At 73.3% G+C, this 15,100-nt stretch carries 11 protein-coding genes; 6 read left to right on the top strand and 5 right to left on the bottom strand.

From position 1 onward, the window contains the following. Positions 1-60: 60 nt before the first annotated feature. The 3 genes from ACLQ14_RS14320 to ACLQ14_RS14310 all read left to right on the top strand — a co-directional run bounded on the left by ACLQ14_RS14320 (position 61) and on the right by ACLQ14_RS14310 (position 6,645). Positions 61-2,157 carry an MGH1-like glycoside hydrolase domain-containing protein gene (locus ACLQ14_RS14320; protein WP_425814148.1) on the top strand — a complete coding sequence of 699 codons (2,097 nt, stop codon included), beginning with the start codon at positions 61-63 and terminating at the stop codon, positions 2,155-2,157. A gap of 70 nt (positions 2,158-2,227) precedes the next feature. After that, complete coding sequence (locus ACLQ14_RS14315; protein WP_425814146.1) at positions 2,228-5,482, top strand: TIM-barrel domain-containing protein; 3,255 nt, start codon at positions 2,228-2,230, stop codon at positions 5,480-5,482. A 116-nt stretch (positions 5,483-5,598) separates the two neighbouring features. Then, a complete protein-coding gene (locus tag ACLQ14_RS14310) occupies positions 5,599-6,645 on the top strand; it encodes a hypothetical protein (RefSeq protein WP_425814144.1) in 1,047 nt (348 codons plus the stop codon). 17 nt (positions 6,646-6,662) lie between these two features. Here ACLQ14_RS14310 and ACLQ14_RS14305 read toward each other — a convergent pair whose 3' ends face one another. The 5 genes from ACLQ14_RS14305 to ACLQ14_RS14285 all read right to left on the bottom strand — a co-directional run bounded on the left by ACLQ14_RS14305 (position 6,663) and on the right by ACLQ14_RS14285 (position 11,130). Then, entirely contained in the window at positions 6,663-7,472 is an 810-nt protein-coding gene (locus ACLQ14_RS14305) for an HpcH/HpaI aldolase/citrate lyase family protein (RefSeq protein ID WP_425814289.1), read from the bottom strand. Between the two features lie 174 nt (positions 7,473-7,646). Next, positions 7,647-8,138, bottom strand: coding sequence for a hypothetical protein (locus ACLQ14_RS14300; RefSeq protein ID WP_425814142.1), 492 nt, complete (start codon positions 8,136-8,138; stop codon positions 7,647-7,649). Between the two features lie 193 nt (positions 8,139-8,331). Then, entirely contained in the window at positions 8,332-9,375 is a 1,044-nt protein-coding gene (locus tag ACLQ14_RS14295; RefSeq protein WP_425814140.1) for an ABC transporter substrate-binding protein, read from the bottom strand. A 47-nt stretch (positions 9,376-9,422) separates the two neighbouring features. After that, a complete protein-coding gene (locus ACLQ14_RS14290) occupies positions 9,423-10,310 on the bottom strand; it encodes an ABC transporter permease (protein ID WP_425814138.1) in 888 nt (295 codons plus the stop codon). Continuing rightward, positions 10,300-11,130 (bottom strand): ABC transporter ATP-binding protein, encoded by an 831-nt coding sequence (locus ACLQ14_RS14285; protein WP_425814136.1) that lies wholly within the window; start codon positions 11,128-11,130, stop codon positions 10,300-10,302. The genes ACLQ14_RS14290 and ACLQ14_RS14285 overlap by 11 nt, the downstream gene beginning before the upstream one ends. Before the next feature lie 200 nt (positions 11,131-11,330). On the opposite strand from ACLQ14_RS14285, the gene ACLQ14_RS14280 reads away from it, so the two are divergent. From ACLQ14_RS14280 to dinB, 3 genes are all read left to right on the top strand, one after another. Next, positions 11,331-12,998, top strand: coding sequence for an ATP-binding protein (locus tag ACLQ14_RS14280; protein WP_425814134.1), 1,668 nt, complete (start codon positions 11,331-11,333; stop codon positions 12,996-12,998). After that, the gene (locus tag ACLQ14_RS14275; RefSeq protein ID WP_425814132.1) at positions 12,995-13,657 is read left to right on the top strand and encodes a response regulator; all 663 of its coding nucleotides are present in this window, start codon (positions 12,995-12,997) and stop codon (positions 13,655-13,657) included. The genes ACLQ14_RS14280 and ACLQ14_RS14275 overlap by 4 nt, the downstream gene beginning before the upstream one ends. A 166-nt stretch (positions 13,658-13,823) precedes the next feature. Beyond that, positions 13,824-15,089 (top strand): DNA polymerase IV, encoded by a 1,266-nt coding sequence (dinB, locus tag ACLQ14_RS14270; protein ID WP_425814130.1) that lies wholly within the window; start codon positions 13,824-13,826, stop codon positions 15,087-15,089. The last annotated feature ends 11 nt before the right edge of the window (positions 15,090-15,100 follow it).

Raw genomic sequence — 15,100 nt, 5'->3', positions numbered from 1 at the left:
CGGAAGCAGTGTCGCGAGGTCGCGGCACGACGGCCCTAGCGCATGAGTCGAAGGAGACGCATGACCAGGAACCGCATCGCACCACGCCTCGGGCTGCTCGTCGGCTCGACGCTCGTCGCCTGCTCGCTCGTCCCGCTCGGCACCGCCGCTGCGGGCGCGGACGACGGCGCAGCCTCCGCCGCGAACGGCGGCGGGACCGGGTCCGCCACGACCGCGCCGCGGCTCTCGTTCGCGGACCCGACCACCGAGGCCACGTTCGGCCCGGCGTACCAGGCGGCGCTGAAGAACCTGCTGGTGACCAACACGGTCCCGTTCGACGACGCCACGTACAACCAGAGCGGCCTGATGACCGCGGACCCGGCGACGTTCGTCAAGGCCGGCGGCGGCTACCCGCAGCCGTGGACGCGGGACGCGTCGGTCAACTCCTGGAACGCCGCGAGCCTGCTCGAGCCGGAGGTCGCGCGGAACACGCTGTGGTCCGCCGTCGACAAGGACGACCAGGGCCGGCTGCAGGTCAAGCAGGACGACCAGACCTGGGACCAGGTCGTGTGGGTCACCTCGGCGTGGAACCACTACCTCGTCACCGGTGACCGCAGCTTCCTCGCGGACGCCTTCCAGACCGCCAAGAACACCCTCGCCATCCGGCTCGCGAACTCGGACCCCGGCCTCAACCCGGACTTCGGGCTCTTCACGGGTCCCTCGTTCTTCAACGACGGCGTCGCGGGCTACCCGGCGCCGCCGGCGGACCCGACCGAGTCGCTCGGCTCCGGCTCCTTCTCCTACCCCGGGATCCGCGCCGGGATGTTCCTCAGCACCAACGAGCTCTACTACGCGGCCTTCGAGAACGCCGCGAACATGGCGCGGGCCCTCGGGCGTCCGGCGAGCGAGGTCACGGGCTACCTCTCGCGGGCCGCGACCCTCAAGGCGACCATCAACGCCCGGTTCTGGAACCCGAAGACTGGCCTCTACCGCTACTTCGTCCTGCCCGACGGCACCACGGGCGACTACCAGGAGGGCACCGGCCTCGCGTTCGCGATCCTGTTCGGCATCGCTGACGAGCGCCAGACCCGGTCCATCCTGAAGAACACCCACCTCATGGACGAGGGCGTCGCGGACGTCTACCCGGACTTCGAGCGCTACAGCACGGACCAGCCGGGCCGCCACAACGCCATCGTGTGGCCCGTCGTCGAGGGCTTCTGGGGCTCCGCGGCCGCGCAGGGCGGCGACCAGACGGCGTTCGCGACCAACCTGGCCGGCCTCGCCCACCAGGCCGACGCCAACAGCGGCTTCTGGGAGATCTACAACGGGAGCACCGGCGTCGTCGACGGCGGCTACCAGCGCCTGGGCGACGACCTGACGTTCCACTGGGGCTCCCAGCCGGACCAGACCTGGTCCGCGACGGCGTACCTGAGGCAGATCTACGACGGCGTCTTCGGGATCGGCTACACCGAGCACGGCCTCGAGCTGACGCCGACGCTGCCCATGGGCTGGGGCGACGTGACCCTCTCCGACCTGCGCTACCGCGACGCGAACCTCACCGTCCGGCTGCACGGCGCGGGCGACCGGATCGCCTCGGTGCGCCTCGACGGCAGGCACCGCGCGTCCGCCGAGATCCCCGCCAACCTGCGCGGGCGGCACGTCGTGGACGTCACGCTCGTCGGCGGCACGAACGGCGACCGCGACGACGACGGCCTCGAGGACCGCGCCGACCGCTGCCCGGACCAGGCGGGCACCCACGCGCTCCAGGGCTGCCCCGCCTCGCAGAGGATCCAGGCCGAGGACGCGCTCAACGAGGGCGGCGTCAAGACGAACGTCAACCACACGGGCTACGACGGCAAGGCGTTCGTCGACGGGGTCTGGAGCACGGGCGCGTCGTCGACGTACCGGCTGAACCTCCGCCCTGCGCGGAGCACCGGAACCCTCACCGTCCGCTACGCGAACGCGAACGGTGCGGACGCCACGCTCAGCCTCTACGTCGACGGGACGAGGGTGCGCCAGCTGAGCCTGCCCGCGAACGACGACGGCAGCTGGGACACCTGGTCCACGTTCCGGCTCCCCGCGCTCACGCTGCACGGCCAGCACCCGACGGTCAGCCTCCGCATGGACGACGGCGACTCCGGCCGCGTCAACCTCGACTGGGTCGGCTTCGGGTCCTGACGACCGCCCCCGGCCCCACCGCACTCCCCTCCAGCACGACTGTCATCCCGCACGAGACGAAGGAGTCCTCATGTCCTCAGCACCACCCCGGCGGGCGCGCGCCTCGGCGCGACCGTACGCGAGCAGACGAAGGGCGCTCGGCCTGATCGCCGCGACCGCCCTCGCCGCCACCACGGTCGCCACCGCGGCGCCGTCGTTCGCCGCGACCACGGCGCACGGGTCGAGCGCGGCCAGCTCCGCCGTCGTCGCCGGCGACGCACGCTTCGAGGTCCTGTCCCCGACGCTGATCCGCACCGAGTACGCGGGCGACGCGAAGTTCCTCGACGCGGGCACGTTCAACGCTGTCGGGCGGGACGGCTTCGCGCGCACCCGCTTCACCTCGAAGGTGAGCCACGGCTGGCTGACGATCAGCACCGACGCCGCGACCCTGCGCTACAAGGTGGGCTCGGGGCCGTTCACGCCCGACAACCTCACGCTGTCGCTGCGAGCCGGCAAGCAGGACGTCACCGCGACGCCGTGGGCCTCCACCGAGGCCCCGCTGTGCGCGATCGGAACGCTCTGCGAGGCCGAGTCGCTGCAGCTCGTCGGCGTGGGCACGGCCCACGACCACTCGGGCGCGACCGGGGACGGCTTCGTCGCCGGGCTCCAGGACGTCGGCAACGCGGTGACCTTCCGGGTCGACGCCGCCACCGCCGGCGCCTACGACCTCGACCTGCGGTACGCGAACGCCCAGGGCGGTGACGGCCAGAACACCACCCGCACCCTGAGCGTGCGCGTCGACGACGGCGCCCCGCAGGTCGTGCAGCTGCCCTCCACCGGCAGCTGGGACACGTGGAAGGTCGCGACGGCCGCCCTCGACCTGTCCGCGGGCGAGCACACGGTCACCGTCGAGCGCACCGCGAGCGACTCCGGCAACGTCAACCTCGACAGCCTGGCGGTCGTGACGCCGGGCACCGCCTACCCGGCTCCCGGGGGCGCGGCCGTCGTCGTGCCGTGCGCCTTCGGCGACGTGTGCCAGGCGGAGACCGGCGCCCTGACCGGGGGCGCGAAGCTCGCGCACGACCACAACGACTACGCCGGAGAGGGCTTCACGGCCGGGCTCGAGAAGCCCGGCTCGTCCGACACGATCTCCGTCACGGACGTGCCCAAGGCGGGCGACTACACGCTGCAGCTCCGGTACGCGAACTGGGCTGCCGGGGCAGCCGCCGTGCAGACCCGCACGCTCGCCGTCGTGACCGGGGACAGGACGACGGCGGCCACGCTGCCGGCGACCAGCAGCTGGGACACGTGGCGGACGGTCCGGGTCCCCGTGCACCTCGCCCGGGGCACGAACGACGTCCGGGTGGCGTGCACCGACGACACCACGTGCAACGTCAACGTCGACACGGTCGCCGTCACGACGACCCGGAGCCCGCTCCTCGCGCCCCACGCGGCGCTCGGCGGCTACCGCCGCAGCATCGACGGCGTCGACGGGTCGGCCCTGACCAACCCGGGCCTGCTGTACCAGGACGGCTGGTCGCTGCTCGACGACACCACGTCGGCGGCCTTCGACCCGGACACGCAGAAGGTGACGCAGCGGTCCGACCACGGCGGCAAGCCGTACCAGGACGGCTACCTCTTCGCGTACGGGCAGGACTACGCGCAGGGCCTGCGCGACCTCGCGGCCCTCACCGGCCCGTCGGAGCTGCTTCCCCGCTGGGCGTACGGCGTCTGGTACTCGGAGTACTACGACCGGACCGCTGCCGACTTCGAGGACACCATCCTGCCGAAGTTCCGCTCGGAGAACGTCCCGCTCGACTCGCTCGTCGTCGACACGGACTTCAAGAGCCCGGGCACGTGGAACGGCTGGGAGATGGACACCAGCAAGTTCCCCGACCCGAAGGGCTTCTTCGACTGGGCGCACGGCGAGGGTCTGCACACCGCGCTGAACATCCACCCGAGCATCGACGCGAACGACCCGCACTTCGCGCAGGCGCAGGCCACCGCGAAGGGCAAGCTCCAGAACGGGGTGTTCGACTGGGGCGACCCCGACCAGCTCAAGGCCTACTTCGACCTGCACGACGCCATGGGCGCGGAGGGCAACGACCTGTGGTGGCTCGACTGGTGCTGTGATTCCTCGTACTCGTCGCTCGCCGGCGTGACGGGCGACGCGTGGATCAACCTGCAGTACGCGAACGCGACCGACAAGACGGTGGGACGCGGCTTCGCGTTCTCCCGCGCCTACGGCACGCTCGCGGCGGGCGGGTACGGCAACGTCACTCCCGTCAGCACCGGCCCGTGGGCCGACAAGCGCACGACGCTGCACTTCACCGGTGACACGACGTCGAGCTGGGCGACGCTCAAGTACGAGGTCGGGTACACGGGCGGCGAGTCCGCGGCGACGGGCATGGCGTCGATCAGCCACGACATCGGCGGGCACACGGGCGGCGTCCAGCAGCCCGGCGCCGAGCCCGGCAGCACCAAGCTCCCCGACGACCTCTACGCCCGCTGGGTCCAGCTCGGCGCGTTCCAGCCGATCGACCGCCTGCACTCCAACCACAGCGACCGGCTCCCGTGGCAGTACGGGACGGACGCCAAGGCGTCGGCGGAGAAGTTCCTCAACCTGCGCGAGGACCTCGTGCCGTACACCTACACGCTGGCCCGGCAGGCCACGGCGACCGGGCTGCCGATCGTCCGCCCGCTCTACCTGCAGTACCCGGACCAGCAGGAGGCGTACGCGCAGACCGACAGCGAGTACCTCTACGGGCCCGACGTGCTCGTCGCCCCGGTCACCGCGGCCGGATCGACGGCAACCACGTCGGTCTGGTTCCCCGCCGGCTCGACCTGGACGGACTACTTCACCGGGAAGACGTACCAGGGCGGCACGACGGCGCAGATCACCACCGGCCTCGACACGATGCCCGTGTTCGTGCGCTCGGGCGGGATCCTCACCACCCGCACGGACCACGTCAGCAACGACGTCCAGAACCCGCTGACGCAGGTGACGGTCACCGTCGCGGAGGGCGCCGACGGGTCGAGCTCGCTCTACGAGGACGACGGCACGTCGACCGACCCGTCGCAGAGCGCGACGACGTCGATCGACTACCGGACCACGGGCCGGAACCACACGGTGACCGTCGGGGCCGCGCGCGGCTCGTTCGACGGCCAGGTGATGGACCGGACCTGGACGGTCGCGTTCACGAACGCCACCGAGCCCCGGACCGTCCGGGTCGACGGCCACAAGCTGTCGGCGCACGACTGGAGCTGGGACGCGGCCACGCGCACGGTGACCGTGCACGCGGGCACCCGCTCCGTCGACCACCGGCTCACGGTGAGCTACCAGTGAGGTAGCCGCCGCCGCGGGTCGCCACCGGGGTGTCCGGTCTCGTACGAGACCGGGCACCCCGGTGCTCTCTCCCGTCCAGGGGGCGACGGCGGCCCCGCCCGAGAGAAGGTGTCCCCATGGTCCGCACCGGTCCTGCCGCGCAGGCGTTCGCACTCGGTCGCATCGGCGGCCACATGGCACACCCCGGCCTCTGCCTGCAGTTCACGCGGACCGTGTTCGGGGTCGGCCCGCGGTACGGCTCCGCGATCGCCGCGTGGGAGCACTCGACGCACCGGCACACGACCGCACCGCCGCGCGGCGCCGTCGTGCCCGTGTTCTTCCGCACCCCGTCGCCGTACCGGCACGTCGCGGTCGCGCTCGGCAACGGGAAGGTCGTCTCGACCAACGGGTCCGCGATCGGCCTGTGGTCGAGCGTCGAACGCGTCGCCGAGGTGTTCCACGGCCCGTACCTCGGGTGGTCGGAGGAGCTCAACGGCGCCCGGGTCCACGTGGGTGCGCCGCACCGGCACGTCCCGGTGACGGGGCTCTGGGGCTCGCTCACGACGACGGCGCTCCAGCGCCGCTTCGGCACCCCGGCCGACGGCCTCGTCACCGGCCAGGTGCGCCTCCGCGCGAACGCCAACGTGCCGTGCCTGCGCGCGGGGACCGGCGGCTCCCAGCTGGTCGTGGCGATCCAGCGGTGGCTGCGCGTGGAGTCGACCGGCCAGTTGGACGGGCCCACGATCCGCGCGCTCCAGCGGCGCTTCGGGACGCACGCGGACGGCGCGATCTCGAAGCCGTCGAGCCTCGTCGCGGCGATGCAGCGGGCGCTCGACGCCCCGTCGTCGGCGCTTCCCGCCGAGACGCTCGCGCCGCCGCTGGAGGGCGTCCCGCCGTTCCTGCCCGGCGTCCCGGGCGTGCTCGTCCCGGTCCCGCCCGACGACCCGGCCGTGCTGGCCGACGGCTCCTCGCTGCCGCCCGACCCGATCGACCTCGGCCTCGTCACCGGCGACCTCGTGCCGTTCGACCCGGCCGCCGACGCCGCCGTGCCCGACCTCGACGCGGCGGATCACGAGGACCCCGGCCTCGACGCCGACCACCGCCTCGACGAGGCACCCCAGGACGACGACGCGACGGACGCCACCCGCGAGGCGCCGTCGTCGACCCAGCTGGCGCCGCGGTAGCAGCGAGCGCCGTCGGCTCAGCTCGGGTTGACCCCGAACGCGCGGGCGAGCCGGTCGATCTTCTGCGCGCGGCCCAGCCGCGGCAGGTCCGAGCCGTCGCGGATCACGCGGCCGCGAGCCTCGAAGTCGGCGAGGAAGTCGCGCGCCCACGCCACGTCGGAGGGCGTCGGGCTGATGACCTCGTTGACGACGGGCACCTGCTCGACGTCCAGCACGAGCTTGCCGGTGAGCCCCAGCGACACCCCGACGCCGGACTGCTCGCGGACGACCGGGTGGTTGCGCGACGTCGTCGGGCCGTCGATGGGGCCGGGCAGGCCGCCGATCCGGCTCGCGACGACGAGGCGGGAGCGGGGGTAGGCCATGGCGAGGTCGTCGGCGGAGGTGCCGGTGTCCCGGCGGTAGTCGCCCGACCCGAACGCGAGCCGGAACGCGCCGCGCGCCCGCGCGATCGCGACGGCCTCCTCGATGCCGAGCGCCGACTCGACGAGCGCGAGGACCGGTGTCCGGCCGCCGAGCCGGTCGAACGTCTCCGTGACGTCCTGGGCGGCCTCGGTCTTGGCGAGCACCACGCCCGCGAGGCCCGGAAGCCCGGCGAGGGCGTCGACGTCGTCGGACCAGAACGGCGTCGACCGGTCGTTGATACGGACCCAGGTGTGCCCCTCGCCGTCGCGCAGCCACGCGAGGACGCGGTCGCGGGCCTCGGCCTTGGCGGCGGGGTCGACCGAGTCCTCGATGTCGAGGACCACCTGGTCGGCCCGCGACCGGGCGGCGGCCGCGTAGTCCCCGCTCAGCGCGTTGACCAGCAGCCAGGACCGCGCGATCTCCATGGCGACGGGCCGCGGTCGGCGCGGACCGGCCGCGTCGTCGGACCCGGCCGACGCGCGGGCGTGCTCTGCGGTGGTGCGTTCGTCGATCGTCATGCGCTCTTCCTGCGGAGGGGGTCGGCGCGACGGTGCGCCGTCCGGGCAGCGTCTCACACCCGGCCGGGAGTTCCGAGAGGCTCAGGCGGGCAGGACCGCGCGCAGCGCCATGTCGCGGGCCGTCGCGAGGACGCGGGCCGAGTGCCCCTGGCCGTGGACGGCGTCGTCGGCGTCGAGCAGGGCGCCGAACGCCTCGACGAGCTCGGCGTTGCGCGTCTGGACCGGGACCGGCTCCACCGAGCCCGGCACCGTCTCGGCCACGTGGCGCGGCAGGTGCGACGAGCGCCCCGGGAGCTGCACCGTCTCCCCCGCGTGCTGGCGCGCCCGACGGCGCACCTCGACCCAGGTGTGCGCGCTCAGCCCGCTCAGCTCGACCGGGAGCGGCCGGTCCGCGGCCGCGACCGCGCGGGCGACCGTCGAGACGAGCAGGTCGTGGAACGTCGGGTCCAGCCGCCCTCCCACGAGGAACCGCACGTCCGAGTCCCGGCCCCCGCGGACGGCCTCGACCGCGGCGACGAGGTCGAGGATCGCGTCCGCCTCCTGGGCGCGGCGCTGGTGCTCCGACGGTGTCATGGTGCCTCCCTGTCGGGCCGGCCCCCGCTGACCCTCTCCCCTATCCACGCGCACCGCCCGCGGGCGTGCGCGCCGGGGAGCGGGTGAAATTTGCGCCCACCCCTTGCGCACGGCGACCGGACCGTCGACGACCACGACGGCGCGGCCCCGGGGCAGCCTGCCCCGGGGCCGCGACCGGCGGTCGTGCGACCTCTCAGCCTGCGTTCTTCACGAACTCCGTCGTGTACGTCTTGGAGAGGTCGACCGTGTCCTTGACCGGCTTCACGTTGGGCGACGACGCTCCCAGCACCGCGAGGGCGTTCTTCGCGCCGCTCTCGTCCATGACGCCGTCCTTGGTGAAGATGCCCTTCGAGGCGTCGAGCGACTTCACGTAGAGGGCCTCGTCCGAACCCTTGTAGTCGGCGGGCATCTGGTCGGCGATCTCCTTCGCGGAGTGCGAGCCGATGTACCCGAGCGTCTTGACGAACGCGTTCGCGAGCTTCTGGACGGTGTCCTTGTGCGCCGCGACCCAGTCGCACGACATGTAGAGCGAGCTCGCCGGGTACAGGCCGCCGAGCGCGTCGCGGGTGCCCTGCTCCGTGCGCATGTCGAGCAGCACGGAGCCGTCTCCCGAGGTCGTGAGCATCGTGATCGTCGGGTCCGTCGTCATGCCCGCGTCGATGCCGCCCGAGTTCATGGCGGCGATGAACGTCTGGTCGGCCCCCGCCTTGACGGTCGTGTAGCCGTCGGTGCTGATCCCGGCCTTGGCGGTGAGCGCCTGCGTGAGGAAGTCCGTCGACGAGCCCGGGCTCGTCACCCCGAGCTTCTTGCCGGCGAGGTCGGCCGTCGAGGCGAGGCCGGGGGCGGCCTTCTTGGCGACCATCTCCGCCTCGCCCGGCACGTTCGCGAACTGCACGACGCTCTCGAGGCACTTGTCCTTGGTCTGCATGTCGATGGTGTGGTCGTAGAACCCGACGACGCCCTGCGCCTTGTTCGCGACGAGCGCGGTCTCGGCGGTGACGCCGGCGGGCGTGTCGATCAGGTTGACCTTGAGGCCCTGCTCCTTGAAGTAGCCGAGCTTCTCGGTGAGCTCCGCCGGCAGGTAGATGATCTTGCTCATGCCGCCGACCATGATGTCGACGCTGTCGGAGCTGCCGCCCGACTCGTGCGAGCCGGACGAGCCCTGGGTGGCGCAGCCCGTCAGGGCCAGGGCGAGGGCGGTGGTCGCGACGGCCGTCGCGGCAAGGGTCTTCTTCATGGGTACTCCTCGTTGAGCGGGTGCGGGGTGTCAGGGGACGGCGCGGATCAGTCGGCGGCCGCGGACGCGCTCTCCGACGGCGGGCGCCAGCGCAGGACGCGGCGCTCGAGCGCGGTGAGCAAGATCTCGGCGACGAGCGCCATGACGGTGGAGATGACCATCCCGGCGTAGATGCCGGCCGAGTCGAACGACGCCTGCGCGCTGGAGATCAGGAGGCCGACGCCGTGCGTGGCGCCCGCGTACTCGCCGACGATCGCGCCGATCAGCGCGAAGCCGAACGCCGTGTGCAGGGACGCGAGGATCCACGACGTCGCGCTCGGCACGACGATCGACCGCATCACCTGCCAGCGGCTCGCGCCGAGGATCCGGGCGTTGTTGACGAGGTTGCCGTCGACCTCGCGCGCGCCCTGGAACGAGTTGAAGAACACGGGGAAGAACACCAGGACGAACGCCGTCGCGATCTTCGACTCCATGCCCAGCCCGAACCAGATGATGAACAGGGCGGACAGGACGATGCGCGGGACGGCGTTGAGCGCCTGGATGAACGGCTGCATGACCTCGGACAGCAGCCGCGCGCGGCCGAGCAGGATCCCGAGGACGATGCCGATGATCGCGCCGAGGACGAACCCGTACACCGCTTCCTGGAGCGTGTACCAGATCTGCTGCCAGATGGGCCCGTGGGCCGTGCCGTCAGTGAACCAGGTGACGAGCTTGTCCCAGATCAGGCTGGGCTTGGAGTAGAAGAACGGGTCGAACCACAGGTCGACGGAGATCTCCCAGAAGGCGAGCACGCCGACCAGGACGGCGAGCCGGAGACCGTAGACCGTGAGCCGACGACGGCGCCGGCGGGTCCGGGCGTCGAGCAGGGGGCGGTCGGCGCTCCCGTCGGAGCGGGTCGTGGGGGCGTCCGGGCGGACGGCGACGTCATGCGGCACTGGTCGCTCCTTCGGTGGCGGCCGGGGCGGGGCGTCCCTGCCGGCGGGCGGTCTCGACCTCGGACGACAGCGAGCGCCAGACCCGGCTGTAGATGTCGGTGAACTCGGGCGTCATGCGGATCTCCTCGACGTTGCGAGGACGCTCGAGCTCGATCGCGAAGACGTCCTTGACGCGTGCGGGGCTCGCGGTCATCACGACCACCTGGTCCGCGAGCGCGATGGCCTCCTCGAGGTCGTGCGTCACGAAGACCACCGCCGCGCCGGTCCCGGACCAGAGGGTGAGGAGCTCGGTCTGCATGAGCGCACGTGTCTGCACGTCGAGCGCCGAGAACGGCTCGTCCATCAGGAGGATCCGAGGCTCGTTGACGAGGGTCTGGGCGAGCGCGACCCGTTTGCGCATGCCGCCCGAGAGCTGGTGCATGTAGTAGTCCTCGAACCCGGCGAGGCCGACCCGCTCGATCCACTGCTGTGCGAGCTCGCGGGCCCGCGCCTTGGGCGTGCCGCGCCACAGAGGGCCGGCGCAGACGTTCCCGAGGACCGTCCGCCAGGGCATCATCGCGTCGGTCTGGAACATGAAGCCGACGCCCTCGGGGATCCCGTCGACGGGTGCGCCGTCCACGCGGACGTCGCCCCCGCTCGGCCGTTCGAGTCCCGAGACGAGGGACAGCGTCGTCGACTTGCCGCAGCCGGTGGGTCCGACGATCGCGACGAACGTCCCTTCCTCGATGTTCAGGGTGATGTCCGAGACGGCAGTGTGCAGGCCACCGGAGCCGTCCGGGAACCTCTTGGTCGCGTGCTCGAGCTCGACCAGGCTCGACATGGGGTGCTCCTCGGTCGGTCCCTGCCGGCACGTCCTCGTGCCCGCAGGCCGCGGCGACGAGCGCCGCGACCCCGGGAACGTACGCAGCGCGCGGCAGCGCTGTCTCGCTTGCGTCGGTTGCGCACGTTTAGCGCGATGGCAACGTTCTGCGCGTTCTGCTCACGGGTCTCCCCGCGGGACCGGGAACGTACAGTGGCCCGATGGTCCAGGCGATGACGCGGGGCCGGGACGACCGGCGCGCCGCACGGCGCACGTGGTGGCGGGCGCGGATGCCCTTCACGCGACAGGTGATGGCGGCGCAGATCGCGGTCGTTCTGGGGCTCGGCCTCGTGGCGCTCGTCGCCTTCGTGCTCGTCGAGCGCTCCTACCTGTCGACGCAGTTCCAGCAGCGCGCCCTCGCCGTGGCGCGGACGGTCGCGCAGGATCAGGGGCTCGGGGACCTCGTCGCAGCGCGCGACGGCGCCGCGGTGCGCGCGATCGCCGGGGAGCAGGAACGCGCGACGGGCGCCCTGTTCGTCGTCGTGACCGACGACCGCGGCATCCGGCTCGCCCACCCCAACCCCGACGAGGTCGGGCGTCCCGTGAGCACCTCGCCCGACGAGGCGCTGTCGGGCCGCGAGGTCGCGGACGTCAGCCGCGGCACCCTCGGCCTGTCCGCCCGGGGCAAGGTGCCGCTGCGGGACTCCGCGGGCGCCGTCGTCGGGGAGGTGAGCGTGGGGTTCTCGGCCGACGAGATCGGCGACGCCTGGCGCCGGGTGCTGTGGGCCGCCGTGCCCGTCGGGTTCGTCGGCGTCGCGGTCGCCGGCACCCTGGCCTGGCTGCTCGCCCGGCGGCTCAAGCGCGCCACGTTCGGCATGGAGCCGGCCGACGTCGCCGAGCTCGTCCGCGAGCGCGAGGCGGTCCTCTACGGCATCGGCGACGGCGTCCTCGCCGTCGACGTGAAGGGCTGGGTCACCACGTCGAACGCGGAGGCCGAGCGGCTCCTCGGGCGGCGGATCGAACCGGGGCGCCACGTCGACGACCTCGGCCTGCCCGAGCGCCTGCGTGCCGCGCTCGCCGACGAGGACGGCGGACGGGTCATCGCCGTGGCCGGGGACCGGGTGGTCGTGGCCCAGCACCGGCGGGTGGTGCTCGACGGCATCGACCTCGGCAGCGTCCTCACGATGCAGGACCGCACCGACCTCGAGCAGCTCACGAGCGAGCTCGCCGCGGTGCGGACCATGACCACGGCCCTCCGGGCCCAGCGCCACGAGTTCGCGAACCGCATCCACACCGTCCTCGGGCTGCTCGAGGCGGACGCCGTCGACGACGCCGTGGACTACCTGCAGGGCTGCACGCGGTTCGCGACCGCGGAGGTCGTGAGCCCGCGGACCGTCGCGTCGAACACCGTCCGCGCGCTCGTCGCCGCGAAGGCCGCGCGGGCAGGGGAGCTCGGCGTGGGGCTCGCCGTGTCGGAGGGGAGCTGGGTGCCCGCGAAGCTCGCCGCGCCGGTCGAGGTGGTGACCGTCCTCGGGAACCTCGTCGACAACGCGATCGACGCCGCCGCAGGCTCGACCGTCCGCCCCGCGCGGGTGGAGATCGACCTGCTCGCCGACGGCTCCGAGCTCGTCGTGTCGGTCGCCAACACCGGCGACGGGATTCCGGCCGACCGTATCGACGCGATCTTCGCCGGCGGCGTCACGTCCCACGGGGAAGGACGCGGGCTCGGCCTCGCGGTCGCGCGCGGGACCGCCCGCGACCTCGGCGGCGACCTGCGCGTCACCGCCGCCGGGGGCGACGGCAACCTCACCGTGTTCGTCGGGACGCTGCCCGGCGTGCTCGTCGGCCGGCCCGCCAGCGTCGTCCCCGAGCTCGAGGGCGCCCGGTGATCGGCGTGCTCGTCGTCGACGACGACTTCCGCGTCGGCGAGATCCACGCCTCGTTCGTGGCGTCCGTCGACGGGATGGACGTCGTCGGGACGGCGCGCACCGGCGCGGAGGCACGCGCGCTCGCCGAGGCGCACCGGCCGGACCTCGCGCTCGTCGACAACTATCTGCCGGACGAGGGCGGCGTCCTGGTCACGGCCGCCCTGTCCGGGCTCGGCGTCGACGTCATGATGGTCACCGCCGACGACTCGGCCGAGACCGTGCGCGCCGCCGTCGCCGCGGGCGCGCTCAACTACCTCATCAAGCCGTTCCCGCGGGCCGATCTCGTCGCCCGGCTCCGCGCGTACGCGCGCTACCGCAGCCGGCTCGCTCAGGGACCCGTGGACCAGGAACAGGTGGACGCCGCCCTCGACGCACTGCGCTCCGGCGACCGGCGGGCTCCCGCCAAGGGCCAGTCCGCCGCGACCGCCCGTCTCGTCCGCGAGGCCCTCGAACGGTGTCCCGACGCCCGGTCCGCGTCCGAGGTCGCGGACGAGCTCGGCATCGCCCGGGCCACCGCGCAGCGGTACCTCGCGGCGCTCGCATCCGACGGGCACGCCACCATGACGCTGCGCTACGGCGTCACCGGACGCCCGGAGCACGAGTACCGCTGGCGCGGCTGAGCCGCCCGAGGCCCCGCGAGATACCGAGTTCCGCTCGAGATACCGATGCGGACCCGGTATCTCGGCCGAATCTCGGTATCTCGGCGGCTGCCAGGCGTGGGACGGGCCCGTCGGCGGCCCGCGACGGGCTGGACGCCAGGGTGGTCCGCGTTCGAACATATGTTCTATGGAACGCTCCCGCCGAGCCGCCGTGCTGCACGCCGACCTCGACGCCTTCTACGCGTCGGTCGAGCAGCGCGACGACCGCCGTCTCCGAGGCCGGCCGGTCGCCGTCGGGGGCGGCGTGGTGCTGGCGTGCTCGTACGAGGCCAAGCGCGCCGGGGTCCGGACGGCGATGGGGCTGCGCGAGGCGCGCGGGCTCTGCCCGGGGCTGATCGTCGTGCGGCCGCGCTTCGACGCGTACACGACAGCGAGCCGGGCGGTCTTCGACGTGTTCCACCGGACGACCCCCGAGGTGCAGGGCGTGTCGATCGACGAGGCGTTCCTCGACGTCGCGGGGCTGCGGCACATCGACGTGCCGCCCGTGGAGATCGGCGCCCGGCTGCGGGCGCTGGTGCGCGCCGAGGTCGGCCTGACGATCACGGTGGGCGTCGCGCGGACGCCGTTCCTCGCGAAGGTCGCGAGCCGCGTCGCCAAGCCCGACGGGCTGCTGCTCGTCGAGCCGGACGCCGAGGACGCGTTCCTCCACCCCCTCCCCGTCGAGCAGCTCTGGGGCGTCGGTGCCGTCACGGCCGCCAAGCTGAGGCGCTATGGGCTCTTCACCGCGGGCGACGTCGCCGCCCTGCCCGACGTCGCGCTGCGTTCCATGCTGGGCCCCGCGGCGGGCCGGCACCTGTTCGCCGTCGTGCACGGGCTGACGCCGGAGCGCGTCGACACGGGACGGCGGCGCGGCTCGATCGGGGCGCAGCGGGCGCTCGGGCGCGGGCCGCACGGGGAGGGGTTCGTCCGTGCCGCGCTGCTCGGGCTCGTCGACCGCGTCTGCCGCCGGATGCGGGGCGCGCACCGGATCGCCCGGACCGTCGTGCTGCGCCTGCGGTTCGACGACTACACCCGCGCCACCCGGTCGCACACGTTCCCGCACGCCACCGACTCCGGCGACGACCTCGCCCCGGCAGCGCTGCTGCTGCTCGACGGCGTCGCCGGGCTGGTGAGGGAGCGCGGGCTCACGCTCGTCGGGGTCGCGCTGACGAACCTCGCGCCCGACGACGTCGTCCAGCCCGCGCTCCCCCTCGACCTCCGCGGGGTCGCCGGGACCGGGTCGGACGCGCCGCGTGTCATCGACGGGAGCCGGCGGGAGACGCACGGGCTCGACCTCGCGGTCGACCACGTCGCGGAGCGCTTCGGGTCGGGCAGCGTGCGCCGCGCGAGCCTGCTGCGCCACGGCGAGGGGTTCGCGGCGCCACAGCTCCCGGAGGCGGACGACGACGCGTGAGGGGACGGTCC

This window comes from Luteimicrobium sp. DT211 (genome assembly GCF_049844995.1).
Classification (GTDB): domain Bacteria; phylum Actinomycetota; class Actinomycetes; order Actinomycetales; family Cellulomonadaceae; genus Luteimicrobium.
The sequence above is the reverse complement of the archived record's forward strand: the minus strand, read 5'-3'. Positions and strand labels throughout refer to the sequence as shown.

What these genes read in the sequence shown, in the direction of transcription:
- ACLQ14_RS14285 (WP_425814136.1), bottom strand. Translation starts at nt 11,130, where the DNA reads ATGTCGAGCCTGGTCGAGCTCGAGCACGCGACCAAGAGGTTCCCGGAC.
- ACLQ14_RS14315 (WP_425814146.1), top strand. Translation starts at nt 2,228, where the DNA reads ATGTCCTCAGCACCACCCCGGCGGGCGCGCGCCTCGGCGCGACCGTAC.
- ACLQ14_RS14295 (WP_425814140.1), bottom strand. Translation starts at nt 9,375, where the DNA reads ATGAAGAAGACCCTTGCCGCGACGGCCGTCGCGACCACCGCCCTCGCC.
- ACLQ14_RS14320 (WP_425814148.1), top strand. Translation starts at nt 61, where the DNA reads ATGACCAGGAACCGCATCGCACCACGCCTCGGGCTGCTCGTCGGCTCG.
- ACLQ14_RS14280 (WP_425814134.1), top strand. Translation starts at nt 11,331, where the DNA reads ATGGTCCAGGCGATGACGCGGGGCCGGGACGACCGGCGCGCCGCACGG.
- ACLQ14_RS14310 (WP_425814144.1), top strand. Translation starts at nt 5,599, where the DNA reads ATGGTCCGCACCGGTCCTGCCGCGCAGGCGTTCGCACTCGGTCGCATC.
- ACLQ14_RS14300 (WP_425814142.1), bottom strand. Translation starts at nt 8,138, where the DNA reads ATGACACCGTCGGAGCACCAGCGCCGCGCCCAGGAGGCGGACGCGATC.
- ACLQ14_RS14305 (WP_425814289.1), bottom strand. Translation starts at nt 7,472, where the DNA reads ATGGAGATCGCGCGGTCCTGGCTGCTGGTCAACGCGCTGAGCGGGGAC.
- dinB (WP_425814130.1), top strand. Translation starts at nt 13,824, where the DNA reads ATGGAACGCTCCCGCCGAGCCGCCGTGCTGCACGCCGACCTCGACGCC.